This is a genomic window from Nocardioides sp. HB32 (assembly GCF_054058995.1).
Map to the genome: position 1 here is coordinate 518,390 of NZ_JBSSBS010000001.1, position 22,776 is coordinate 541,165.

Consider the following 22,776-nt stretch of genomic DNA (forward strand, 5'->3'; position numbering starts at 1 on the left):
CCAGAGATTGCTCCTGTCTGCACGGTCACTCCGGCGCCACGACATGCTTGACTTCGGCCATGTAGCGGCGGGCGATCTGAGCAGCCTGATCGGCCGTGCTGCCGGTCTGGCGCGCGTGCGCGTACGCCGCGTACCAGTCCCACCAGTCGTGTGGTGGGGAGGCCTTCTCGAAGATGTCGTGGTGCTCGGCTGTCTCATGCAACAGTGCCGCTAACGATGCCACCTCGTCGGTAGTGCTCATGTCAGTTGTCTCCTGTGTGCCGGCCCTGCGCCGGCAGTTCGGGGTTCTTTCCTCACGACTCGGACCCTCGCGGGACGACGTCGTGCCACAGCTGAGATGCGGGCCGAGGTACGACAGCGAGCCAGTCAAGGTGTGGTGCCGAAGGGGCCGAGGGAGTTGAGATCCAGTCGAAGGGTTTCGGCCATCGCCCAGGCATTGGGCAGGGTGAAAACGTCAGCGCCGCCGAGGCGGTCCTTCCAGCGAGGCACCAGGTCGTCGGCAGTCTGCGCAGCGACAGCATCGAGATAGGCCCGGAAGACCGCCCACTTGTTGCCGGTGTCGATCGACGCCATCATGCTGGCGAGGTCGACGCTCGAGAGCGCGGCTTCTGCCGTGGCGCCCAGGTCGTGCATGTACTCCAGCTGGACGCGGACGTCCTCAGGAGTGCCCGTACGGGTTACGTGGCCGCTGACCAGACGATCGAACTCGTAGTCCAGCGCCTGCTCGTGTGCGCGTACATATCCCGGCACGAATGCGGAGAGGGCCAAGTTCGAGAACGGCACCCACCCGGGGAAGATCACATCGACCAGCATCAGCACCCGCTGCTCCGGCGCGTAGATGAAGCTGTTGCCCTCGCTGTGGTTCGGACCCGGGTAGTCGAGCCGCAGGGTGTGGTCGCCGGCGTCGATGGTCACGGTCTCGTCGAAAACCTCGGTGGCCAACGGTCGGTCGGGGTCGTCCAACAGCCTGAGCCGCTCGGCGGTGGCCCTCTGGGCGTAGCGGGGCACCCCGGGCGGGTATATCGACATGGCTCCTACGTGGTCCGAGTGGTGGTGGCTGTACACCACATGGGTGATGGGCTTCTGCGTGACCCGGTCGATCGCCCGCAGGATGTTGTGCCCGAGGGTCGGCGGCGCGTCGACGGCGATCACGCCTTCGCCCGTGACCACGAACATCGTTTGATAGGTGCCGTCGCCGAGCCAGAAGATGCCATCTGCGATCTCCTCCAGCACGTACCCCTCAGCCGGGACAGCCGGGCCCTTCGCGGCCTCCGGAACGAGGGCAGTGGGCCGCTCTCGCAGCCTCGTGGCGTCCTCGGAGAAGCACGCTATGCCAGACGCGTGACGAGGGTTGTCTGTGGTCGTTGACATGTTTCCTCCTGGCTCCTGGCCTGAGACCAAAGGATCGGGCCGCGCGGACAAGCGAACTGAGCGCTCAGCGGGCGGAGACCGGCGGCAGACCTTCCGCACTCCTGCCGGTGTGCACCGTTCGGTACCGATGCGGGAGATCCTTCCCCGCAGAGTCGACGTTCGCGCCCGGGCACTCCCCGGTCCGGGCACCTGGTTCCAGACCGAAGTCCGTCGCGCGCCGGTCGCCTTCGGCTTCCGGGGCAGCGGACACGCGTGACGGACACGCTCGACCTCCCTCGCCTGCACGACGTTGCCGAGGAGGCCGTCCGACCAGTAAGACGATCGACTCGATTGCCTTCCCAAGAACTCGCCGCCCGGCATACCGTGATGGAGCCGGGGGCGGTGGGTCATTCGACCAGTGCGGAGGAGACGAAGCGGTAGTGGAATCTCCCGGGCACGGAGGAAGCAACCCGGTCGACCTGCGCCAGGTCCACTACTTCCTCGCCGTGACGGAGGAGCTGAACTTCAGCCGTGCCGCAGAGCGGCTCCACATCTCTCCGCCGTCGCTCTCCCAACAGATCAAAGCGCTGGAGCGTTTCGTCGGGGCTGAACTGCTGATACGGGACACGCGCCGCGTGCGCCTCACTGCAGCCGGCGAGGTCTTTGCGGTATCCAGCCGTCAACTGCTGCACCAGGCAGCGTCCGCGGTGGACGAGGCGCGCGACGCGGCCGGCTCCAACCCCGGACATCTGGTGCTGGCTGCCCTGCTCGACGCGGAATCGGCCTTCGAGCCGTTCCTCACCGAGTGTCGCGCCACATTTCCCGACCTGCAGGTACAGATTGCCGCGATGCGCCACGCCGACCTGATCGCGTCACTCTTCGAGCGACGAGTCGACGCCGTGCTCACGTGGTCGTACCTGTTGGACCGATCCACTGACAGCGACGGGCTGCGCTCGATCGGGGTCGCGGCAACCGAGGTCTTCGCCGCCCTTGCTCCACAACATCCACTCGCAGCCCACGCCAGCGTCACACGAGGGCAGGCGTTGCGTGGGACCTCGGTGACCCTGTTCGAACGGGGGTACTCACCCGCCAGTTTCGACTACACCATCGAGGAGCTGTACGGATCTGGGTATGTCGACCCCCCGGTCCGGGAAGTCAACGTCAACGTACGAGCCCAGGAGACGATGGCGCGTCAGATCGGTGTGGAGGGTGGGCTCACAGCGTTGAGCCAACCCGTCGCCGATCTCTTCCGAGGCACCTGCGAGATCCGGCCGTTCGACCCACCCTGGTTCCTCGAGGGTCGGGTGGTCTGGCGCAATGGCGATATGTCCAGTGCCCTCATGAACTTCGTCGCCGCGGCGTCGGCCGTGAGCCGGATACGACTCGCGGTACCTCGGCCCCGAGATCCCGAGGCACCGCGCCGCAGCGGGGTGAATCACACTGCTCGCCTTGGTCCGTCGTTCAGCACGACTGGACCGGAACATTGACGGCTCGACTCCGTTCGGCCGCCAGCCTGCACGGCGGGCTGCAGCGCGAACCCTCTCCTTGAACAACTTCCTGGCGGCCGGCGATCTCGTGAGCCGGCACCAGTGCCCACTCACTCGCGGAGCCAGCGAGACATCGCGGCCTGCCGGTGAGCACGGACCGGGGTTAACACGGGTGCGAGGAAAGCGCGTCGAGGCCAGAGTCGTGACATCGGTATGTGTCCCATCCTCCGGCACAGCGCCGCACGCACCTGGGATCCCGTCTAGGAAGGCCACGCCATGTCAATCCTCATCCAGTTCGGCCAGCTGCGCCGTCGGCTAGGCATCCTCGTGGTTCTTCTAGTTGGGACACTCGTGTTCGCCGGTCCGACGACGATGGCGGTCGCAACCACCCCGGCCGGCTCAGGGGCGGCAGTCGGCCACAAGCCGACCGTGGTTCTCGTGCACGGGGCGTGGGCGGACGGCTCGAGTTGGAGTGGAGTCGCCCAGCGGCTGCAGCGCCTTGGCTATCCGGTACGGGTACCTGCTGTCACACTGCGCAGCCTGGCCGACGACGCGAGCAACCTGGCGAACTTCGTCGCCGCGATCGACGGTCCCATCGTCCTGGTCGGCCACTCCTATGGCGGCGGCGTCATCAGTGACATGCCCCTCGACCCCGACGTACGAGCACTTGTGTTCGTCGACGCCTTCGCTCCCGCAGAGGGCGAGGCCCTGGGAGGTCTTGCCGGACCCGATTCAGCGCTGGCGGTGTCCGATCCCACGTCGATCTTCGACTTCCTTCCCTACGCGGGCGGCCCTGAAGGTGACGTGGAGATCTATCTCAAACAAGACTTCTTCCGGACCGCGTTCGCAAGCGACCTTCCGACCCGTCGAGCTGACGCGCTGTGGGCCAGCCAACGGCCGGTGACGGGCAGCGCCTTGAACGAGCCCGCCTCCGCCCCCGCCTGGAAGTCGCTGCCGTCCTGGTATGCACTCGGCGAGCGCGACAAGATCATCCCCCCGGCCACCCAGCGCGCCATGGCTGAGCGTGCCGGATCCACGGTGGTTCGCGTCCGCGCCGGTCACCTCAGCCTGGTGTCTCGACCCAGGGCCGTGACAGCTGTCATCCTCGAAGCAGCCCGAGCTACCGCTGACTGATTCATCGAGCTGACCGTGTTGCAGGCGAGCGGACGCCCTCGGGCGAAAGCCGCACGTTCGCTCTCCAGGTCGTGGGCTGGTCGATTGCCCACCACATGCGCACGCTGCGGCGGGCGGTGCTCTCGGGTCAGGAAGTGGCCGATACGGCCTCGTTCAGCTGCTGCTCTCGCGCCGCTCGGACGCTCTGAACGACCAGACCCAGCAGGGCGAGGGCGATGACGGAAGCGGCGTAGGACTCGAAGGTCGGGATCAGTCCCCACCGGGGAGCGAGCTGGCCCGCCACGACCACCGGGACCCCGAAGGCGAGGTAGGCCACGGTGTAGACGGCGGAGAACAGGCTTGCGCGGTCGTGGGCGCTGGCGTGGGGAGCCAAGAGGCGGATCTGCCCACCGAAGGTGCCTCCGAATCCCGCCCCGCCGAGCAGCGCGCCGAGCCACACCAACGGCAGCACGGTGGCGGTGACTCCCGTGAGAACCACGACCATCCCGAGCAGGACCAGGGCCAGGCCGGCCAGAGTCCCCCGGCGCGGGTCGTGGCGAGCGAACAGGAAGCCGGCCAGCGCGGCCGAGAACGGCCCCACGAAGGCGGTGAACCCGATGACCAGGCCGCCGGTCAGGCCGAAGTGCAGCCGCAGGACGGCCGGGGACAGGCCGAGGAAGAACGCGGGAAACATCCAGCCGGCCACGTGCACCGGGATGCTGGCGAGGAACTCCCCGCGGGCAGTTGTGGGGACCGACACGGTCGGCGCCAGGGAGCGAGCTGCGCCGGGACGGCGGATACCGGTCTCCGGGGTTCTGAGGACGAACGCGAAGGCCAGGAGCATGAGCACGGTCAGGGTGGCGAAGACGACCGTGTTGGCGTCCGCGGACAGCTGGATGGCCGCGCCGGTGAGCAGCGCCCCGAGACCGAGCCCCCCCGCGACGGACGCCGCGGCCAGGCCGCCAGCCAGCTTCTTCAGGTGCAATGGTGCGTGTTCGGCAACCGCTGCGCTGAAGGCGCTCGTGCCCAACCCGGTGGCCAGGCCCTGAACGGCGCGGGCCGCGATGACCCAGCCGATGGAGGGGGCCAGCAGGAAGCCGACCATGGAGACGGTCTCGGCGGCCAGCGCCGCCAGCAGCACGGGGCGCCTACCCAGGTGGTCGGACAGCGACCCCCCGACCAGCAGAGCCACGAGCAGAGCGACGGCGTAGACGGAGAAGGCGATCGTGAGCAGCCCGGCGGAGAAGCCCCACTGGGCCTGGCGCAACGCCAGGAGAGGGGTCGGGGCGCCCGCGGCGAGGAAGAAGAGGGCGAAGATCGAGGCGATGCCGGCGAAGGCGGTCACGGGACGGACGGTGGATGACACGTGCGACTCCTTGGACTGATCTGTCTAAACGGTGGTTGTGCGCCTAGTTAGACAGATCGGTCTAAGAAAGTCAAGGCGTGTTAGACAGATCTGTCTGATACGCTGGTCACATGACCGACTCCCGGCCTTCGACGACGCGGACCAGTGCCCGCGAGCGCTTGCTGCGGACTGCCGACCGGTTGTTCTACGCCGAGGGCGTGCACACCGTCGGAATCGACCGACTCATCGAGGAAGCCGGCGTGGCCAAGGGCTCGCTGTTCTACAACTTCGCCGGCAAGGACGAGCTCGTGGCCGCCTACCTCAAGGGCCGCGCCGACCAGCGTCGTGAACGCATCGCAGCACACCAGGAAGGCATGGACGACCCGCTCGAGAAGCTGCTGGCCGTCTTCGATGCCCTCGCCGAGGCGGCTGCGTCTCCGACGTACAACGGCTGCCCGTTCGTCAACGCCAACGCCGAAGCAGCTGCGGAGGGCGTCGAGGCCCAGGCGCTACGCGAGTTCCGAGGCTGGCTCCACGGTCTCTTCGTGGACCTCGCCGACCAGGCAGGCTTCGCCGATCCGGCGGCAGTGGCCACCCAGCTTCAAGTCCTCTACGACGGCGCGGTGTCGACGTCACACCTCGACCACGGAGCGGCTCCGGTTGCCGTGGCGCGAGACCTCGCTGCTCGCCTGCTCGAGAGCTCGGCACGCTCACCGCGGCACCAGCCTCCGACGAGCGCGGCGGGGGGGCCCGAGACGGTCGACGCGCTTCGGTGAGACCGCGCTCCTCAGTCAGAGGCGCGGTTGCCGGCCGGCGCCGTCTGGGTGTCGGCGCCTGGGTCGACCTTGGGGCAGCTGCCGGGTCGCCCCTCGGCCGGGCGCGGGGGTCGCCCGGCCGAGGGAGTTCGAGGTACAGGTGACGGGAGTCGCCTGCTGGAGCAGCAGCGTCGGTCGACCTCGACGGTCAGCGGACGCGGACCGGCGCGCTGGTCCGGGAGACCGGCTGATAGCCGGCGAGCCGTCCGGTCACGACCACCGTGATCCGGTGGTGTCTGTTGGCTCGCCTCACCTGGTAGTGGATCCCGTGCCCGATCCGGTGGCCGTCGCGGTACCAGACCACGCCCAGCTCTGCGGCGGCCGGCTCCCAGGCACCGGTACGGACCGTGAGTCGGTGCCCTGGAGCCGCCGTGCCGGTGATCGTCGGCTTCGGGGCCGTGGTGAACGCCCCGAGGCGAACGCTGACGGGCCGGCTGGTGCGGCTGACCGGCTCCGTGCCGTCCAGGGTGCCGGTGACACGAACGGTGACCTGGTGCAGGGCGTCCGCCGCGACGAGGTGGTACCTCGGGCTGGCTGCCTGAGCGATGGGGCTACCGTCGCGCAGCCACTGATAGGCCAGCCGCACTCCTGCCGGGCTCCACGTGTTCGGCACGGCGCGGAGTGTCGACCCGACGACGGGTTCACCTTCGACGGTCGGGGTCACGCCGCTGATCGGCGTGACCGGCGGTGTGCCGACCTCCGGGGTGAGGTCGTGGACGGTCAGCGCCGGGACGAGCACCCACGCGGTCCGCAGGAACAGGATGCCGGGCGGGTCGACGTACTCCTCCCAGTCCGAGGACGCCCAGAGCGGAGAGCCCTCGGGCACCGGGACCGACCGGCTGAGGACGGGCCCGCGCTCCTGGATGACATCCGTGGGGATTTCGTCGGTGTAGAACGGCTGCTGCTGGAACCGCTGGGTGCCCTCACCGACAGCGAGGTTGAAACCGCCGCTGTGCGGGGCGTACCGGTTGCTGACCTCCATCGTGATCGGCTTCGCGGGGTCGTACGACGGGTCGCCGTGCGGTGTGGCGGTCATGGTCGCCCAGTAGTTCTGCGAGATCGACATCTTCGACGGGTCGCAGGTGCCGGTAGCCGCCGGGTTCCGGTAGGTGGCGATCACCTGCCCGAACTGGTCGACGACGTCGACGTCCTCCATCCCGGTCAGGTTCCACCGCTGGGTTCCGGTGCCCACCGGGACGAATCCGAAGGCGACGACGTAGCGGCCGTCGCAGCCGTGGTAGCGGACCATCGTGGAGTACTGCGTGAAGGAGTTGTTCACCGTGCTGACATCGACGACGTTCGGGTCGCTGTTCGTCGGCGTGAACGTGGTCGTGCCGGCGTCGAAGTGGTCCACCGGCGCTGGTGCCGTCGTGAAGCTGGGCCCATCGCTGCCGTCCGGCATCACCGGGGTGATGACTCCCTCGACATCCTCGTCTCCGATCGCGGACCAGTCGCTGCTGTACGACCAGGTCGTCGCACCCTCGAACGCGTTGACGTGCACGGTCTTCTCCGCGTACACGTGGCCACCACCCACGGACTGGATCCGGTACTGGATGTCGCCGTAGCCGGCGTACTCGACGTCGAGTCGTGCGAACGCCTTGCCGTTGAACGCCGTCCACGGGAAGGGGGCGGCGTCGGCGATCTTGACCGGTGTGACGCGGAAGGGCGCGTGCAGGGTCGTGCCCGCCCCCGTCAGCGTCAGCGTGTTCGGACCTGTCGGCACGTCGGCGGTGATGGTGATCATCCAGTCGATGGCGCCGTTCGCCGACGCCTTGCCGGTGCGCAGGACGGTGCCGTCTCCGACTGTTGCGGCGTACGTCACCCCTGGTGTCAGGCCGGACGCAGTCACGCGCAGGTCGTTGGTGCGCGCGACCCAACCGCTCGCGTCAGGGGAGACGGTCAGGGTCGGGGTCCCGGGCTCAGCAGGGGTGTCGGTGCCGGCGTCGACGGTCACGACCGTGCTGATGCCGGTGTCACCGAACCGGACCACCCCGAGGTACGGGCCGGGCGCCAGGTCGTTCCAAGACGCGGTCAGCGTGGGCGTGTCGCCCACGTCGGCGTGGATGGTGTCCGGGCTGACGTGGAAGCCGCCTGCCGTGGTCGACGGATCGACGACGTAGCTGGTCAGGGCGTAGTCGAGGTCGTCGCCCTGCTGCTGGCCTGCGCGGTAGAAGCTCACCTCCGCGATGTAGGTGCCGGGGACCGGTTGCTCCAGGTCCAGCTCCTCGTCGGGACTGTCGGTCGCCGACGCGTCGACGAACCACACGTTGCCGCTGGACTCGTCGACCCGGTAGACGAGCAGATCGACGTCGCCGGTCTGGTCGGCCGCGTCGAGATCGAACCGGGCGAACGTCGCTCCGTCGGGGACGGTGACGGCGTACCGGTGGGTCGGACCGCCCACGGTTCCCGTGCCCTCGACCCGTGAGCCGTGGGCGAGGCCCTCGACCGTCAGCGGGACGTCGGAGGTGTCGCCGACGCTGACCGTGACGTCGGCCGAACCGCTGGTGCCGCCGGCGGCGACCTCGGCGGGTGCGTCGAACGCGACCGGTCGGACCGCGAGCGCGCTGCGCACGTCGGTCCTGCCGTCGGACCAGGTCAGGTACCCGGTCGTGAACTCGCCGAGCGGCGCATCGTCGCGCAGGAACGTGACGGTGAAGGTGTGCTGTTCACCGGCCTCGCCGAACGTCAGGGTCGAGGGCTGGACGTCTGCCTGCACTCCGTCGAGGCCGGTGACCGTGGCCGTGAAGGTGCCCGGGCGCGTCGCGGTGACCGTGCGGGTCACGGTCTGCCGACCGGGCAGGCTGCCGATGCCGATGGAGGCGAGGTTCAGGTCCGACCCGTCGATGGGTGAGACACCGGACGGCGTGGCCTCACCGAGGCCGGCCAGGTAGGAGCTCCAGTCGTCGGCATCGTTGAGGTAGACCAGTCCGGGGTCGAGGTAGTGGCGGGGCACGACCTGGCCGTTGCCCTGGGCGAAGGGCTCCGGGTCGGGCCGGCCTTCGGCGTCGACGGTGTCGGTCGCCGAGGTCATCAGCGCCGACTTGATCTCAGCCGGGGACGCGCCCGGGTTCGAGCCGAGGTAGAGGGCAGCCAGGCCCGCCACGTGCGGGGACGCCATGGAGGTGCCGGACATGTAGCCCCAACGAGGGCCCCCGTCCTGGGGGTTCGCAACGGCCGCGAGGACGTTGACGCCGGGGGCGGCGACGTCCGGCTTGATGATGTCGGAGCCGTCGGCCTCGACCGGCCCGCGAGAGGAGAAGCCCGCGATCTGAGGGGTGGGCGCCGAGGGGTCCGCGCCGGCGTTGCCGGCCACCAGGGTCACCGTCGCGCCAGGGGTCTCGGCATAGGCGTGCAGCTGGTCGGCGTACCGGGCGTCGACGTGGATGGTCGGCACGGAGTGCTCGTCGACGTCGGTGGAGTCCGGCGAGGTGTTGACCAGGACCATGCCGACGCCGCCGGCGCGCTTGACCTCGGCCGACTTCTCGACCCGGGCGACGACGCCGCGGTCGCACAGCACGATGCCGCCGTCGACCTTCGTGGGGTCGAGGGTGCCCGTGCCGCACAGCTCCGGGTGCTGCGCGCCCGGCTGCGCCGCATCAGCGCCGTAGACGAAGCTGCCGGCGACACCCGCGCTGGGCACGGTGATGGAGGCGCCGAGCGCAGTGGTGCCATCGCCGAGGCGGACCGTCGCTTCGGGAGCGGGGAACGTCGAGGCGGCGACCGTCGTCTCCCAGGGGGCGGCGTTGTCGAGGGTGGAAGCGTCCGGGCCGGAGTTGCCACCCGCTGCGGCGACGAAGATGCCCGCGGTCGCGGCCGCCATGAACGCCTGGTCCGTCAGGGAGTCGGTCGTCTGGGCGGGGCCTCCGCCGATCGAGTAGTTGATGACGTCGACGCCGTCGGCGACGGCCGCGTCGATGGCGGAGAGCAGGTCGAGGGTGGAGCAGCCGTCGTCGTCCTCGCCGGCCGGGTTCCTGCCCGACCAGCACGCCTTGTAGACGGCGATCTTCGCGGCGGGGGTGACGCCGGAGATGTGAGTTCCCTTGGAGGTCGTGACGTCGTGGTCACCGGCGGCAGTGCTCGCGGTGTGCGAGCCGTGAGAGGTGCCGTCCCGGGGCGAGACGTACTCGCCGGTCGACGCGTCGCCGATGTTGCCGGCACCGAACCCGTCGATGAAGTAACGGGCGCCGATGATCTTCTGCGTGCAGTCGTCGGCGGTGAACTGCTCTCCGGTCTCGCAGATGCCGTGGAAGTCGGTGCCGTCGCTCTTGTGGAACACGATCGAGTCCCCGTCGCGGTAGGGCTCGGGACCGTCGTCGGTGCCCAGCGGGTCGCCCGCGAACGACGGGTTCTCTGGCGCGATGCCGGTGTCGACGACCCCGACGACGACGCCCTTGCCCGCTTGTGCCGGGCCGCCGAGGTCCTGCCAGACGCCGTCGTCGCCCTCGAGGCCGAGATAGCCGGTGGAGGTGGTGGCGTCCTGGAGGTGGAGCAGCTCGCTCCTGACGACCTGCTTGACCCTCGGGTCCGTGGACAGCTGTGCAGCCTGCTTGGCGGTCAGGTGCGCGCCGAACCCGTTGGTCGTGAGCGAGTAGGACACGCGTGGGGTCACCCCCACCGAGGACGCCACCTGGCGCTGGCTGCGTGCCAGGTGTGACACGTAGCTGCGGGTCCGCGGGGATCGCGCCGAGAACGACCCGCGGGCGGGAACGGCTGCCTTCAGACCGGAGATCCCGCCGCGGTAGCTGGCTGCGGCCGGGTCCCGGAGCACCACGACGTACGTGCCGGCCCGGTAGCCGGACCGGCCGGCCGTCGGAGTGAGGGGCTTCGAGGCCGACGGGGTGCCGTGCGTGCCGGCGGGCCTCAACGTCGTGCTGGTGTCAGCGGCGGTGGCCGGGACCGCGAACGCGGTGAGAGCTGCGGAGAGGAGGACGGGAAGTCCGAGCGCCCTGGTTCGCCACACGCGGCGTCGCCAGGTCGGGTGGGGGCTGGTCACAGACGTTCCTTCGAGGGTTCGGTCGGCACCCGGGATGGGCCGCGAGCCGGGACGCTATGCGAACCCGTTGGCATCGCGCTGCCAATGACCGCAGCAGGCCACGCCCCCACTGCGAGAGCTCCCGCGAACGCCCGGTCAGACCCAGCCCCTGCGGGCGGCCTCCACCCCGAGCTGGAACCTGTTGTCGGCATTCAGGTCGTGCATCAGCTGCTGGCTCCGACGGCGTAGCGACCGGACGGAGAGCCCGAGCCGAGCCGCGATCACCTCGTCGGTCAGTCCGGCACCGATCAGCGCGAGGATCGCCTGCTGCTCACGCGTCGGTGGCACCGCCGCGCGCGTCCCTCCCGGGGCCGGCGGGTGCTCCAGCTCGCGCTGTTCTAGTGCTTCGCGGATCTCGGCGGACGTCGTCGCGCCACCGGGGCCGAGCGGCAGCGCACGCTCCCAGTAGGCCTCGAAGGTGTCGACCAGGAGCTTCACCAGGGGTGGAGACTCGGTCACCATCGACTCGACGCTGATGCCGTCGAGCCGGAGCCCCAGCAGCGCACAGCTGCGGTCGACCACCACGACCTTGAACGGCACCGACGGCGCAACCCGGGCCTGCTCCCCCTGCTCGCTCATCCGCACCGTCTCGTCCCACGCGTCGTCGCGGGAGAAGCTCTCCGCGGCGTAGACGACCCTCCAGCTGACGCCGCGGGCGATGGTGCTCACCTGCAGTGGCTCCATGCCCAGGGAGATGTAGGGCGGCCGGTCGAACGTGAGCATCTCGCTACGGACCTGATGCTGGAGTCGTGCGTACCACGACGCCACCTCGACGGGATCTGTGAGCACCAACGTCATCGGCGCCACGTGCTCGCCGGCCACACCGCTCCTGAACTGCTCGACCAACGCCGGAATGCGGTCGCGAAGAGCTGCCGCCCGCTCGTTGAGCTGGTCGACCGCAGCTCCGAGCGCGATCTGTGGATCAACGGCGGCGTAGGCGCCGCCAGGAACCTCGGGAAGCGCCACCAGGCCGACGTCGCGTAGCCCGTCGAGAACCTCGACAGCCGTCTCGGCGGACAGCCCGAACGCCTCTGCGACGTCATCCGCCGAGGTCCGGCCACGTTGCACGACGAACAGGTACACCTGCTCGCTGGTGCGCGACAGCCCCAACGCGCTCAGCAGACTCTTGTCCGTCTCAGCCATCCCGATCCCCTTCGCGCCCGGCCCGGCCAGACCACCCTCCGTCAGCAAGGCGCCGGAGAGCCAGCACTCCGGTCGAGGAACGACGGGCCCGTGATCTGCAGTGCGCAGGTCACGGGCCCGTTGTCTTGCGCGCCTGTAGGGATTCGAACCCCAAACCTTCTGATCCGTAGTCAGATGCTCTATCCGTTGAGCTACAGGCGCCCGTCGCCACCCGGGGTGAACGACTGGTCGAGGATAGCCGACCCCGTCGGGGTTGCCGAAATCCGGTCCCGTCAGCGACCGGCCCACGGTCGCGGCACCGGTCAGGGGCCCGAGCGCCGACGAAGCGCCCTTCTTAGGTCTGGAAAAGGCCGAAGCCCGGCTCTTGGAGAAGGGACTTTCCCGCTCAAAACAAGGGATGTGACGCACCCCACGAGGCATTGATCGATCCAATGTGAGTGCGATCGAGTGCGGGGGTACTGTCGGCCCACCCACGGGGTCGGGCACGGTCCGCCGCCGCACCACGGGGGCCCACCAGAGTCGCCGACAACGACGCCGAGCGAGCCACCGCGAACGTGCGAGAAGGAACCGCCATGACCGCCACGACGACCGCCCCGACGACCCACCAGGGCATCCTCGACTTCGTCAACGAGGTCGCAGCGATGACCCAGCCCGACCACATCCACTGGTGCACCGGCTCCGACGACGAATGGACCCGGATCACCGACGCGCTCGTGTCGACCGGGACCTTCACCCGGCTGAACCCGGCCATCAAGCCGAACTCCTTCCACGCCGCCAGCGACCCCATCGACGTCGCCCGCGTGGAGGACCGGACCTTCATCTGCTCGGTCGACGAGCGCGACGCCGGACCCACGAACAACTGGATGGACCCCGAGCAGATGAAGGAGCTCATGCGCGGGCTCTACCAGGGCTCGATGCGGGGCCGGACCATGTACGTGATCCCGTTCGTGATGGGGCACCTCGAGGCCGAGAAGCCGATGTTCGGGATCGAGCTGACCGACTCGGCGTACGTCACCGCCTCGATGCGCGTGATGGCCCGGATGGGCAGCCACGTGCTGCAGCGGATGGAGGAGCTCGACGCCGAGTTCGTGCCGTGCATCCACTCCGTCGGCCACCCCCTCGAGCCGGGACAGCAGGACGTGGCGTGGCCGTGCAACGACACCAAGTACATCGTCCAGTTCCCCGAGGAGCGGGCGATCTGGTCCTACGGCTCCGGCTACGGCGGCAACGCGCTCCTCGGCAAGAAGTGCTACGCGCTGCGGATCGCCTCCGTGATGGCACGCGACGAGGGCTGGCTCGCCGAGCACATGCTGATCCTCAAGCTCACCTCGCCCGAGGGCACGGTCAAGTACGTCGCCGCCGCGTTCCCGAGCGCCTGCGGCAAGACCAACCTCGCGATGCTGCAGCCGACCATCCCGGGCTGGAAGGTCGAGACGCTCGGCGACGACATCGCCTGGATGCGGATCGGCGAGGACGGCCGGCTGTGGGCGGTCAACCCGGAGTACGGCTTCTTCGGCGTCGCTCCCGGCACCAACGAGCACACCAACCCGAACGCCATGAAGACCATCAACAAGGGCAACTCGGTCTTCACCAACGTCGCGCTCACCGACGACGGCGACATCTGGTGGGAGGGCCTCGAGAACCCGCCCGCCAGCGCGACCTCGTGGAAGGGCGAGCCGTGGGGCCCGCAGTCCGAGGAGCTCTCCAGCCACCCGAACTCCCGCTACTGCACGCCGATCAAGCAGTGCGACATCCTCGCGGCCGAGTACGACGACCCGCGCGGTGTCCCGATCGACGCGATCCTGTTCGGCGGTCGCCGCAAGACCACGGTCCCGCTGGTCTTCGAGGCCCGCGACTGGACGCACGGCACGTTCCTCGGTGCGACGCTCTCCTCGGAGACCACCGCCGCCGCCGTCGGCGCGGTGGGCGTGGTGCGGCGCGACCCGATGGCGATGCTCCCCTTCATCGGCTACAACGCCGGCGACTACTTCAACCACTGGATCACGGTCGGCAAGGACAACGACGCTGCGAAGCTGCCGCGGATCTTCTACGTCAACTGGTTCCGCCGCGACGACGACGGCGGGTTCCTCTGGCCGGGCTTCGGCGAGAACAGCCGGGTGCTCAAGTGGGTCGTCGAGCGGATCGACGGTCGGGCCGAGGCGGTCGAGACCCCGATCGGCCACGTCCCGACCCCGGACGCCCTCGACACCGACGGCCTGGACATGACCCCCGAGGCGCTCGCTGCGGCGCTCCACGTCGACCCCGAGGAGTGGAAGGCCGAGCTCCCCCAGATCCAGGAGTGGTTCGAGAAGTTCGGCGACGACCTCCCGGCGGTGCTGTGGACCGAGCTCGACGGCCTCCGGGCGCGCCTCGGCGGCTGACCACCGACGTGCTCCCCGGCGTACCGCGATCGTCCCCGTCCGCGCCGGACACGGGCCGATCCCGTCTCACCTGTGGAATCATCTGCCCCAAGAGTTCGACTTACGGGGGATGGTCGAGAGGGGACGAGCAGGGTGGAGAGCTACGGGCCTGAGGAGCGCGCGCTCTTCGAGCGAGCCGGCGCCGCCCTGTTCGAGGAGATGGTGGCCTCGGCCGGACTTCGGGCCGATGATCCCCGGGTCCTCCCGGGCGGTGAGTTCGCGGAGGCACTCGATCTGCTCCGCCACATGGGTCTGGCCAAGCTCAGTGTCGACGGCGAGCAATGGGATGCGTTGGACCCGTCGGCCGTCCAGTCCCGCGTGGTGTCTCCGCTGGGCCAGGAGGGTGCCCGGCTGCTGAGCGAGTCGTCGCACTGGGCGCACGCCTTCGGTCCACTCACTCAGGCCTGGCGCAAGGCTCCGCAGGAGATCTCTGGCGGACCTTTCACCTATCTGCCGCTGGAGGAGATCGACCCGTTCATCGCCAACCTGATGGCTGAGTGCGAGGAAGAGATGCTCACCGCGCAGCCGCAGGCGCTCCGGGACACCAAGACCATGCCGCACGTCGTGCTGCGCGACACCGCCCTCCTCGAGCGGGGCGCCAGGATCCGCACCCTCTACCAGCACAGCGCACGGCGGAACGGCGTCACGCGGGAGTACGTCGCGCAGGTGACGGAGCGCGGCGGCGAGGTGCGCACCGTCGACGAGTTCTTCAACCGGATGATCGTCGTCGACCGGCGGGTCGCGATCATCCCCAGCAAGGAGACCGTGCGGGTCGCCCTGGTGGTCCGTGAGTTGTCGGTGGTGGCCTACCTGGTCGACGTGTTCGAGCGGGCCTGGGAGCGGGGTCGGCCGTTCACCAGCCGCGAGGCGTCGGTGATGAAGGACATCGCCGCCGAGCAGCGGTCGATGACGCTGCGGATGCTGATCGAGGGCCACTCCGATCCGGTGTCGGCGAAACGGCTCGGGGTCAGCCCTCGCACCTACGCCGGCTACATCTCGGACCTCAAGGAGGAGTTCGAGGCGGAGACCCGATTCCAGCTGGGCTACACGATCGGCCGGCGAGGGATCACGGGTCGTGACGAGGAGGACGACGCGGCCGAGGGGTGAGCGGCGCCCGGCGCAGACATGACGAAGGGCAGTGACCTGAGGTCACTGCCCTTCGTCATGGTGGTCGAGCCGGGCCGGGGGGGGTGGCACTGGGACCGAACAAGTGGGGGGTGAGTTGGGTCCCCGACTCGACCGAGTTCTTCAGCTGATCAGCGGCCGCCGGCGGGGGGCCGGCCATTCCAACTGCTGTCGGCGTGCGCCGGGGCCGAGATACCCAGCAGACCGAAGCTCAGCGTCGCGGTGACGACCGCGATTGCGACCTTTCGCGTAACGTTCATTTCCCTCTCCACCTTCATGCTCATCGGGTCCCACGGAAGACCCGGTGTCACCAGTGTGGGCGAGGTACACCCCTGAGCACGAATGGAACGATGCCTCAGAAATGTGCATTGCACATTTCTGCAACGTTGCAGGTTTCTGCAGCGCAGGACCGGATACAGCATTTGGCCGCGGCCCCCGGGCGCGAGGCGCACCGGGGGCCGCGGACTGGCGGAGGCGGAGGGATTTGAACCCTCGATGGGGTTGTAGCCCCAAACCCGCTTAGCAGGCGGGCGCCATAGACCGGACTAGGCGACGCCTCCCGACAGCCCGCACAGGCTACAAGGACCCCGCGGGCGACGGCCAATCGGGCGGGTTCAGAGCGGGCGCAGGCCCTGGCCGTGCTGCAGGTGCCCCTGGAGGTCGCGCACGAACTCCTCCCGGTCCGCGGCCAGCAGCTGCACCGGGATCGTCGTCGACCGGCCGTCGCGGAGCCTGAGCACGACCACCGGCGTGCCGCCCGGTGTCGCCGTCACGGCCTCGACCACCTCGACCCAGGCCGCCCGGTCGGCGCCGACGTTGCGGACCATCCGCACCCGGTAGCCCTCGGTCCCGAGACGCACGACGGGCACCCGGCGGAGGACGGCGTACGCCGCGACCGCCACCGCGACCAGTCCGAGCACGCCGATCGCGACCACCGGGCCCAGCGAGAGGTCCAGGAGCGCGACGACCAGCGTCGCGAGCGCCAGCAGCAGCGCGAGCGCGACGAGCAGTGCCCCGGCGAACCGGGCGCCGAAGGCGGTCGCGAGCCGATAGTCGGACGTCTGCACGGGTTGATTGAACAAGACACCGGAATTTGCCTTGCTACCGGGTTGTGGGCGGTGCCGTCGGGAGTGACACTCGAAGTCCCCCCACCGCTCCGGGCCTCCGGGAGGTTCTCATGACCGTCACCTCCATCGGGATGACGAGCGCGATCCAAGGCCTTCAGCAGGCCCTGGAGGCCTTCCGCCGGCCCGGAGTCCAGCTCGGGAACTGGCGATGGGGCGTCCGGCAGCGCATGGGTGCGGTCCGTGACGCGCTGGTCGCCGAGACGGGCCAGGGTGGCGAGGGCTGGCTCGCCGCCCGCGAGGTGGGGCTGCTCCGCGAGCGCAACGCGCTGCTCGGACGGCTCAGTGCGCTCGGACGCCAGGTGCTGGAGAACCAGGATGTCGACGAGGTCCGCGCGGAGCTGCACCGGCTGCTCGTCGACGTCTCCCACCACGTCCAGCGCCTCCACGACCTGGCGTACGACGAGGTCGAGCTGGAGCTCGGCGGCTCCGAGTAGAGCACCGAGTACGGCAGAGGGGGCGGGATTCGAACCCGCGGTGGGTCTCCCCACGACCGCTTTCAAGGCGGTTCCGATCGGCCACTCCGGCACCCCTCCGTGTGCCCGCGGGCACCGGTGGAGTCTAGCCGGGCGGGTCCGCGGCGCCTGGCCGTCCACGACGGCGGACGGCGTTCGACGGCCACGTCGCCGCCCTCCGCGCGATCGCCGACCCGGTCCAGAGCGACCTGTCAGCCGACCAGGACCTCGACGAGCACGTCGCCCTCCTGGACGACGTCGCCGGGTGCGACCTTGATCGCCCGCACGGTGCCGGGCGCCTCGACGAGGACGGGGATCTCCATCTTCATCGACTCCAGCAGCACGACCGTGTCACCGGCGGCCACGGCCTCGCCGGGCGAGACGGCCACGCTCAGCACGTTGGCCACCATCTCCGCCACGACCTCGACCACCTGCTCGCGCGCCATGCTGCGAACCTAGCCGTTACCGGGAGGTATCAGAGCAACGAGCGGGTCCGGGCGGGCTCGGGTCGCAGCGCATTGGCCTCCTCGGCCCGCCGGCCGCGCCGGCCGGCCGAGCCGGTGAACGCCAGGTCCAGGCGGATCACGACCAGGCCGATGACCAGGCCCACCACCACGCCGTACGCCACCGAGAGAGCCGTCTCCTCGAGCGAGATCGACGGGTTGACCAGCGCGTTCGCCACGGGGGTGGTCGCGGCGACCCCGAACGCGCACACCCACCAGCCCTGGCGCCGGCGGGCCCGCATGTGCGTGCCCCAGGCGAGCGCGGGGACGCCGAGCACCGTCTCGAGCGGGCGCGGGAAGGCGCCGAGGTTCTCCCGGCTCCAGGCGACACCGTCCAGGAGGCTGCCGACCAGACCGGGGGTGCCGTAGCGGCGCAGCAGCTCGGCGTACGCCAGCGTGAGCGCGAGGACCGCCGTCCCGATCAGCACCGTCAGCGCGCCCCGCCGGCCGAGGCCGTGCAGGCCCGCGCCGAGCCGGAAGACGACCGCGAAGGCCCCGAGCAGGGCCAGGCCGAGCGTGACGTACTCGAAGCGCGCGATCGTCACCACCGGCTCGAAGCCCACGACCGCGAACGCGCCGATCGCGGCCACCGCGATCGCGACCACGACCTCGCGGACGGCCTGCGCGTAGCGCACCGCCGGGACGGTGACCATCACCGCGAGGACGGCCGCGACCACGCAGGTGAGCACCGCGGCGCCGGTGCGCAGCCGGTCGTCGTCGCTGAGCACGACCAGGACGCCGAGGACCAGGGCGAGCAGCCCGACCACCACCGGGCGGCCGCCGGTGCGCGCCGCGAGCGCCCACGAGTACGCCGTCGCGATCGCGACCGATCCGGCGCCGCAGACCCAGGGCAGGCCGACGTCGGCGACGCAGCTGCCCAGCGCGGTTACGCCGGCCAGCACGATCACCACCCACACCGCGACGGGGAGCCGCGAGCTCGCGACCCGCTCCGCACGGGTCCGCGCGCCCGCCGCCATCCGGGCCCTCCGGGACGGCGGCCGCTCGGCACGACGACGCGGGGCGGACCTGGGCACGGCAGGGAAGGTTACATTCGCCGGTTGTCGAGCGAGGGGTTGGTCTTCCGGGCGGTGGCGAGGCTCTCCCGGTCGAGCACGGCGGAGACCACCTCGGGCCCCTCGCCCGCCTCCGCGAGCACGTCCCCGAGCGGGTCCACGACCAGCGAGTGGCCGCTGTACCGCGGGCCGGGCTGCGCGGCGGCGACGACGAACACGGTGTTCTCGACGGCGCGTGCGAGGGCCAGCGTGCGCCAGTGCTCGACCTTGCGCGGCCCCGCCACCCAGGCGGCGGGCACGACCAGCACCTCGGCGCCCTCGTCGACCAGGCGCCTGGCCAGCTCCGGGAACCGCAGGTCGTAGCAGGTCATCAGCCCGAGTCGGAACCCGCCGAGGTCCGTCAGCACCGGCCGGACCGGCCCGGCCGTGAGCCGGTCGGACTCGCGGTAGCCGAAGGAGTCGTACAGGTGGATCTTCCGGTACGACGCCTCGGCCGCGCCGCGCATCACGAGGGTGTTGAACGGGCGCCGCGGGTCGTCACCGCGCTCGAACATGCCGGCGACGACGGTCGTGCCGCGCTCGCGCGCCACCCTGCCGACCTCGGTCGCGAACGGCCCGTCCAGCGGCTCGGCGTACGGCCCCACGTCCGACCCGGCCTCGCCGAAGTCGCGGGCGAACGCCTCCGGGAACACCACGAGGTCCACGTCGCCGGGCGTCAGCGCGGCGAGGAGCTCGCGGTTCGCGCCCGGCTCGAGGCCGGACGCGTGCTGGACGAGGGCGACTCGCAGGCTGGCCACCCTGCGAGACTGCCACACATGAGCTTCGCCGCGATCGTGCTTGCGGGCGGTCGGGCCGTGCGGATGGACGGCGCGGACAAGGCGTCGGTCGAGCACGACGGGCGGTCCCTGCTCGAGCACGCGATCGAGGCGCTGCTCGATGCCGACGAGGTGGTGGTCGTGGGCGACCCGGTGCCGACCACGCGTCCGGTCACGTTCTGCCGCGAGAGCCCGCGGTACGGCGGACCGGTCGCGGCGCTCCTGACCGGGTACGACGCACTGGTCGACCGCCCCAGCACGGTCGGCGTGCTGGCGGTCGACATGCCGCGGGTGACTCCCTGGACGTTCCGCCGGCTGCGGGAGGCCGCCGCGGGCCGGGACGGCGCGTTCCTGACGGACGCGGACGGGCGCCGACAGCTCGCCGGGGTCCTGGACGCCGCGCGCCTCGCGGGCGTCCGGCCGGACCACGAGGGACAGCACGGGATGCCGATGCACCGGCTGCTCGGGGGGCTCGACCTCGCCGACGTCGCCCCCGAGGGGGACGAGGGCCGCGACGTCGACAGCTGGGCCGACCTGCGGGACCTGTAGGGGGTTGCGGACCCGCGGCGGTTGACGCGAATCTGGGGCTCGTGAACCTCCACGACTGGATCGACGAGCTGAGTGACGTCCTCGACGTCGACACCGATCTCGACGAAGGTCTGGTGCTCGACCTGGCCCGCGTGGCCGCGCACAACGTCGCTCGCCCGGCGGCGCCGATCACGACGTACCTCCTCGGGTTCGCCGCGGGGTCACAGGACGCCGACCCCGAGCGGCTGGAGGCGCTGGCCGCTCGCGTGCAGCTGCTCGCGGACGGCTGGGACCGGCCCGCCGGCGCGCCCGATCCCGACGACGTCGACGACGTCGTCCCGGACGACAGCTGGGTCGACCACACCGGCGACGCCTTCGAGGAGGAGTGATCGCTAGGTTGGCGTCATGCGTGCGGTCGTAGCGAACGGAGCCGGTGGTCCCGAGGTCCTCTCGGTGGGCGAGCTGCCCGATCCCGAGCCCGGGCCGGGCGAGGTGGTACTGGACGTCGTCGCGGCGGGTCTGAACCGCGCCGACCTCCTGCAGCGGCAGGGCTTCTACCCGCCGCCGCCGGGGGCTTCCGAGGTGATCGGGATGGAGTGCAGCGGCACCGTCGCCGCCCTCGGGGAGGGCGTCGAGGGCTGGTCGGTGGGGGACGAGGCGTGCGCGCTGCTCGCCGGCGGCGGGTACGCCGCGCAGGTCGCCGTACCCGCTGGGCAGCTGATGCCGGTGCCCGCGGGCGTGGACCTCGTGACCGCGGCCGCGCTGCCCGAGGTGGCGGCGACGGTGTGGTCGAACGTGTTCATGGTTGCCGGGCTCCAGCCCCGCGAGACGCTGCTCGTGCACGGCGGCGCCGGCGGCATCGGCACGTTCGCGATCCAGCTCGCGCACCAGCTCGGGTCCCGCGTGCTGACCACGGCCGGTACGCCGGAGAAGCGGGCCGCCTGCCTCGCGCTCGGCGCCGACGTGGCGATCGACTACCGCGAGGAGGACTTCGTCGAGAAGGCGCGGGAGGCGACCGACGGCCGCGGCGTGGACGTGGTGCTCGACAACATGGGTGCGAAGTACCTCGACCGCAACCTCGACGCCCTCGGCACCGAAGGACGGCTGGTCGTCATCGGCCTGCAGGGCGGCTCGAAGGCCGAGCTCGACATCAACAAGCTGATGCGCAAGCGCGCCGCGATCATCGGGACGACGCTGCGCTCGCGGCCGGTCGCCGAGAAGTCCGCGATCTGCGCCTCGGTCGTGGAGCACGTCTGGCCGCTGGTCGCCGAGGGGCTGGTGGCGCCGGTGGTGCACGGCGCCCTGCCGGTCGCGGAGGTGGCGGCCGCCCACGAGCTGATGGAGTCCGGCGAGCACAGCGGGAAGATCCTGCTGACCTTCTGACAAGGGACCGCCGGATAGGTTGGGCCCATGAGCGAGGAGCAGCAGAAGGTCGTGGTGATCGGACCCGACGGGCGGCCGATCGGCGCCCCCGAGGGCGACGAGGAGCGCTCGGTGACCGAGCTCGTCGAGCAGCCGGCGAAGGTGATGCGGATCGGCAGCATGATCCGCCAGCTCCTGGAGGAGGTGAAGTCCGCGCCGCTGGACGATGCCAGTCGCAACCGCCTCAAGGAGATCCACCAGGCCTCGATCAAGGAGCTGGAGGAGGGCCTTGCCCCGGAGCTGGTCGAGGAGCTCGAGCGGCTCTCCCTGCCGTTCACCGAGGATGCGACGCCGTCGGACGCCGAGCTGCGGATCGCGCAAGCTCAGCTGGTCGGGTGGCTGGAGGGTCTCTTCCACGGCATCCAGACCGCGATCTACGCCCAGCAGATGGCCGCCCGGGCGCAGTTCGAGCAGATCCGCAAGGCGCTGCCGGGCGGGATGGCGCCGCCGCAGGGCCAGGTCGAGGACCCGCAGCAGCCGCAGCAGCCGGGCGGCTCCGGCGGCATGTACCTCTAGCTGCGGCGGCGGCCGAGGCTCGCCACGAGCAGCAGGCCCAGCAGCCCGACGATCACCATCGCCACGCCGGGCGCGGCCAGCCGGGCCAGGCTGGTGCGCTCGCCGGCGACCATCGTGAACGTCGCCTGCACGGGCTCGGGCTGGGCCGGCGACGTGCCGGCCCCGAGCAGTCGCTCGACCCGCTGCACCCGGGCGTCGGTGACCGGGGCCGCACCGTGCGTCCCGATCCGCGGCTCGGTGCCGTGGCCGCTCGCGAAGAACACGTAGTCCCGGCCCACCTGGAGGTCAGGCTCGCCGCAAGCGCGTGCGCTCCGGGGGGTGCTGAGCCTCGCCCGCTCGCCGACGCCGCCCTTGTAGACCTTCTGCACGTCGACCGAGTAGTGGATCCCCGGGCCCCGGCGGGTCCGGTCGGCGACGGTCCCGGTGAACACGGCGTCCGCGTTCCTGACCAGCGAGGCCGGCGAGCTGTCGACCCGCGGGCACGCCGAGGCCGGTGCGCCGAGGGCGAGAACGCCGCCGCACACGAGCAGCAGGACGGCCAGCAGTCGGGGGATCACGACGTCCATCTCA

The 22,776-nt window shown here is 70.5% G+C and carries 21 protein-coding genes and 3 tRNA genes; 10 read left to right on the plus strand and 14 right to left on the minus strand.

What is annotated here, in order from left to right:
• Positions 1-25 precede the first annotated feature (25 nt).
• Together ACVW2K_RS02710 and ACVW2K_RS02715 are read right to left on the minus strand one after the other, a co-directional pair.
• Positions 26-241 (minus strand): hypothetical protein, encoded by a 216-nt coding sequence (locus ACVW2K_RS02710; RefSeq protein ID WP_457201443.1) that lies wholly within the window; start codon positions 239-241, stop codon positions 26-28.
• A gap of 125 nt (positions 242-366) precedes the next feature.
• Positions 367-1,371, minus strand: coding sequence for an MBL fold metallo-hydrolase (locus tag ACVW2K_RS02715; protein WP_457201444.1), 1,005 nt, complete (start codon positions 1,369-1,371; stop codon positions 367-369).
• Positions 1,372-1,790: 419 nt separating this feature from the next.
• On the opposite strand from ACVW2K_RS02715, the gene ACVW2K_RS02720 reads away from it, so the two are divergent.
• On the plus strand, positions 1,791-2,837 hold the full coding sequence (locus ACVW2K_RS02720) for a LysR family transcriptional regulator (RefSeq protein ID WP_457201445.1): 1,047 nt from the start codon (positions 1,791-1,793) through the stop codon (positions 2,835-2,837).
• Positions 2,838-3,113: 276 nt separating this feature from the next.
• Positions 3,114-3,971, plus strand: a complete 858-nt coding sequence (locus tag ACVW2K_RS02725; RefSeq protein WP_457201446.1) for an alpha/beta fold hydrolase — start codon at positions 3,114-3,116, stop codon at positions 3,969-3,971.
• Between the two features lie 127 nt (positions 3,972-4,098).
• Here the strand turns inward: ACVW2K_RS02725 and ACVW2K_RS02730 are convergent, their stop codons facing one another.
• Positions 4,099-5,316, minus strand: a complete 1,218-nt coding sequence (locus ACVW2K_RS02730) for an MFS transporter (RefSeq protein ID WP_457201447.1) — start codon at positions 5,314-5,316, stop codon at positions 4,099-4,101.
• A 110-nt stretch (positions 5,317-5,426) separates the two neighbouring features.
• On the opposite strand from ACVW2K_RS02730, the gene ACVW2K_RS02735 reads away from it, so the two are divergent.
• A complete protein-coding gene (locus ACVW2K_RS02735; RefSeq protein ID WP_457201448.1) occupies positions 5,427-6,071 on the plus strand; it encodes a TetR/AcrR family transcriptional regulator in 645 nt (214 codons plus the stop codon).
• Between the two features lie 187 nt (positions 6,072-6,258).
• Here ACVW2K_RS02735 and ACVW2K_RS02740 read toward each other — a convergent pair whose 3' ends face one another.
• From ACVW2K_RS02740 to ACVW2K_RS02750, 3 genes are all read right to left on the minus strand, one after another.
• Positions 6,259-11,103 carry a S8 family serine peptidase gene (locus ACVW2K_RS02740; protein ID WP_457201449.1) on the minus strand — a complete coding sequence of 1,615 codons (4,845 nt, stop codon included), beginning with the start codon at positions 11,101-11,103 and terminating at the stop codon, positions 6,259-6,261.
• 135 nt (positions 11,104-11,238) lie between these two features.
• Entirely contained in the window at positions 11,239-12,285 is a 1,047-nt protein-coding gene (locus ACVW2K_RS02745; RefSeq protein WP_457201450.1) for a helix-turn-helix transcriptional regulator, read from the minus strand.
• Positions 12,286-12,413: 128 nt separating this feature from the next.
• Positions 12,414-12,486: transfer RNA gene (locus ACVW2K_RS02750), tRNA-Arg, on the minus strand.
• Between the two features lie 371 nt (positions 12,487-12,857).
• Here ACVW2K_RS02750 and ACVW2K_RS02755 point away from each other — a divergent pair.
• Both ACVW2K_RS02755 and ACVW2K_RS02760 read left to right on the plus strand, forming a co-directional pair.
• Positions 12,858-14,666, plus strand: coding sequence for a phosphoenolpyruvate carboxykinase (GTP) (locus ACVW2K_RS02755; protein ID WP_457201451.1), 1,809 nt, complete (start codon positions 12,858-12,860; stop codon positions 14,664-14,666).
• A gap of 132 nt (positions 14,667-14,798) precedes the next feature.
• A complete protein-coding gene (locus tag ACVW2K_RS02760) occupies positions 14,799-15,812 on the plus strand; it encodes a helix-turn-helix domain-containing protein (protein WP_028638530.1) in 1,014 nt (337 codons plus the stop codon).
• A 149-nt stretch (positions 15,813-15,961) separates the two neighbouring features.
• On the opposite strand, the gene ACVW2K_RS02765 is transcribed toward ACVW2K_RS02760, so the two are convergent.
• The 3 genes from ACVW2K_RS02765 to ACVW2K_RS02775 form a co-directional block, all read right to left on the minus strand.
• Positions 15,962-16,114 carry a hypothetical protein gene (locus ACVW2K_RS02765; protein WP_155992230.1) on the minus strand — a complete coding sequence of 51 codons (153 nt, stop codon included), beginning with the start codon at positions 16,112-16,114 and terminating at the stop codon, positions 15,962-15,964.
• A gap of 182 nt (positions 16,115-16,296) precedes the next feature.
• Positions 16,297-16,390 (minus strand) — tRNA-Ser (locus ACVW2K_RS02770).
• Between the two features lie 54 nt (positions 16,391-16,444).
• On the minus strand, positions 16,445-16,897 hold the full coding sequence (locus ACVW2K_RS02775; protein ID WP_457201452.1) for a hypothetical protein: 453 nt from the start codon (positions 16,895-16,897) through the stop codon (positions 16,445-16,447).
• Between the two features lie 110 nt (positions 16,898-17,007).
• Between ACVW2K_RS02775 and ACVW2K_RS02780 the strand changes: the two genes are divergently transcribed.
• Entirely contained in the window at positions 17,008-17,391 is a 384-nt protein-coding gene (locus ACVW2K_RS02780; RefSeq protein WP_457201453.1) for a hypothetical protein, read from the plus strand.
• Positions 17,392-17,405: 14 nt separating this feature from the next.
• On the opposite strand, the gene ACVW2K_RS02785 is transcribed toward ACVW2K_RS02780, so the two are convergent.
• From ACVW2K_RS02785 to ACVW2K_RS02800, 4 genes are all read right to left on the minus strand, one after another.
• A tRNA-Ser gene (locus ACVW2K_RS02785) sits at positions 17,406-17,490 on the minus strand.
• Positions 17,491-17,621: 131 nt separating this feature from the next.
• Positions 17,622-17,855: a biotin/lipoyl-binding carrier protein gene (locus ACVW2K_RS02790; protein WP_028638527.1), complete on the minus strand. Its 234-nt coding sequence runs from the start codon at positions 17,853-17,855 to the stop codon at positions 17,622-17,624.
• A gap of 29 nt (positions 17,856-17,884) precedes the next feature.
• Positions 17,885-18,946 carry a hypothetical protein gene (locus ACVW2K_RS02795; protein ID WP_457201454.1) on the minus strand — a complete coding sequence of 354 codons (1,062 nt, stop codon included), beginning with the start codon at positions 18,944-18,946 and terminating at the stop codon, positions 17,885-17,887.
• Positions 18,947-18,957: 11 nt separating this feature from the next.
• Entirely contained in the window at positions 18,958-19,722 is a 765-nt protein-coding gene (locus tag ACVW2K_RS02800) for a carbon-nitrogen hydrolase family protein (protein ID WP_457201455.1), read from the minus strand.
• 18 nt (positions 19,723-19,740) lie between these two features.
• Here ACVW2K_RS02800 and mobA point away from each other — a divergent pair, with 18 nt between their 5' ends.
• Genes mobA through ACVW2K_RS02820 form a run of 4 tightly spaced genes read left to right on the plus strand, consistent with a single transcriptional unit; the run spans position 19,741 to position 22,206 of the window.
• Positions 19,741-20,289: a molybdenum cofactor guanylyltransferase gene (gene mobA, locus ACVW2K_RS02805; protein WP_457201456.1), complete on the plus strand. Its 549-nt coding sequence runs from the start codon at positions 19,741-19,743 to the stop codon at positions 20,287-20,289.
• Between the two features lie 41 nt (positions 20,290-20,330).
• On the plus strand, positions 20,331-20,657 hold the full coding sequence (locus tag ACVW2K_RS02810) for a DUF6457 domain-containing protein (RefSeq protein ID WP_028638523.1): 327 nt from the start codon (positions 20,331-20,333) through the stop codon (positions 20,655-20,657).
• A 16-nt stretch (positions 20,658-20,673) separates the two neighbouring features.
• Positions 20,674-21,651, plus strand: coding sequence for an NAD(P)H-quinone oxidoreductase (locus tag ACVW2K_RS02815; protein ID WP_028638522.1), 978 nt, complete (start codon positions 20,674-20,676; stop codon positions 21,649-21,651).
• Positions 21,652-21,678: 27 nt separating this feature from the next.
• Positions 21,679-22,206 carry a bacterial proteasome activator family protein gene (locus ACVW2K_RS02820; RefSeq protein WP_457201457.1) on the plus strand — a complete coding sequence of 176 codons (528 nt, stop codon included), beginning with the start codon at positions 21,679-21,681 and terminating at the stop codon, positions 22,204-22,206.
• On the opposite strand, the gene ACVW2K_RS02825 is transcribed toward ACVW2K_RS02820, so the two are convergent.
• A complete protein-coding gene (locus ACVW2K_RS02825; RefSeq protein WP_028638520.1) occupies positions 22,203-22,772 on the minus strand; it encodes a hypothetical protein in 570 nt (189 codons plus the stop codon). The two genes, ACVW2K_RS02820 and ACVW2K_RS02825, sit on opposite strands and share 4 nt — an antisense overlap.
• Positions 22,773-22,776: the final 4 nt, after the last annotated feature.

Bases quoted from the DNA above. Each gene is read 5' to 3' on its own strand.
- mobA (WP_457201456.1), top strand. From the start codon at position 19,741: ATGAGCTTCGCCGCGATCGTGCTTGCGGGCGGTCGGGCCGTGCGGATG.
- ACVW2K_RS02745 (WP_457201450.1), bottom strand. From the start codon at position 12,285: ATGGCTGAGACGGACAAGAGTCTGCTGAGCGCGTTGGGGCTGTCGCGC.
- ACVW2K_RS02755 (WP_457201451.1), top strand. From the start codon at position 12,858: ATGACCGCCACGACGACCGCCCCGACGACCCACCAGGGCATCCTCGAC.
- ACVW2K_RS02735 (WP_457201448.1), top strand. From the start codon at position 5,427: ATGACCGACTCCCGGCCTTCGACGACGCGGACCAGTGCCCGCGAGCGC.
- ACVW2K_RS02715 (WP_457201444.1), bottom strand. From the start codon at position 1,371: ATGTCAACGACCACAGACAACCCTCGTCACGCGTCTGGCATAGCGTGC.
- ACVW2K_RS02765 (WP_155992230.1), bottom strand. From the start codon at position 16,114: ATGAGCATGAAGGTGGAGAGGGAAATGAACGTTACGCGAAAGGTCGCA.
- ACVW2K_RS02790 (WP_028638527.1), bottom strand. From the start codon at position 17,855: ATGGCGCGCGAGCAGGTGGTCGAGGTCGTGGCGGAGATGGTGGCCAAC.
- ACVW2K_RS02820 (WP_457201457.1), top strand. From the start codon at position 21,679: ATGAGCGAGGAGCAGCAGAAGGTCGTGGTGATCGGACCCGACGGGCGG.
- ACVW2K_RS02725 (WP_457201446.1), top strand. From the start codon at position 3,114: ATGTCAATCCTCATCCAGTTCGGCCAGCTGCGCCGTCGGCTAGGCATC.
- ACVW2K_RS02780 (WP_457201453.1), top strand. From the start codon at position 17,008: ATGACCGTCACCTCCATCGGGATGACGAGCGCGATCCAAGGCCTTCAG.
- ACVW2K_RS02710 (WP_457201443.1), bottom strand. From the start codon at position 241: ATGAGCACTACCGACGAGGTGGCATCGTTAGCGGCACTGTTGCATGAG.
- ACVW2K_RS02825 (WP_028638520.1), bottom strand. From the start codon at position 22,772: ATGGACGTCGTGATCCCCCGACTGCTGGCCGTCCTGCTGCTCGTGTGC.
- ACVW2K_RS02815 (WP_028638522.1), top strand. From the start codon at position 20,674: ATGCGTGCGGTCGTAGCGAACGGAGCCGGTGGTCCCGAGGTCCTCTCG.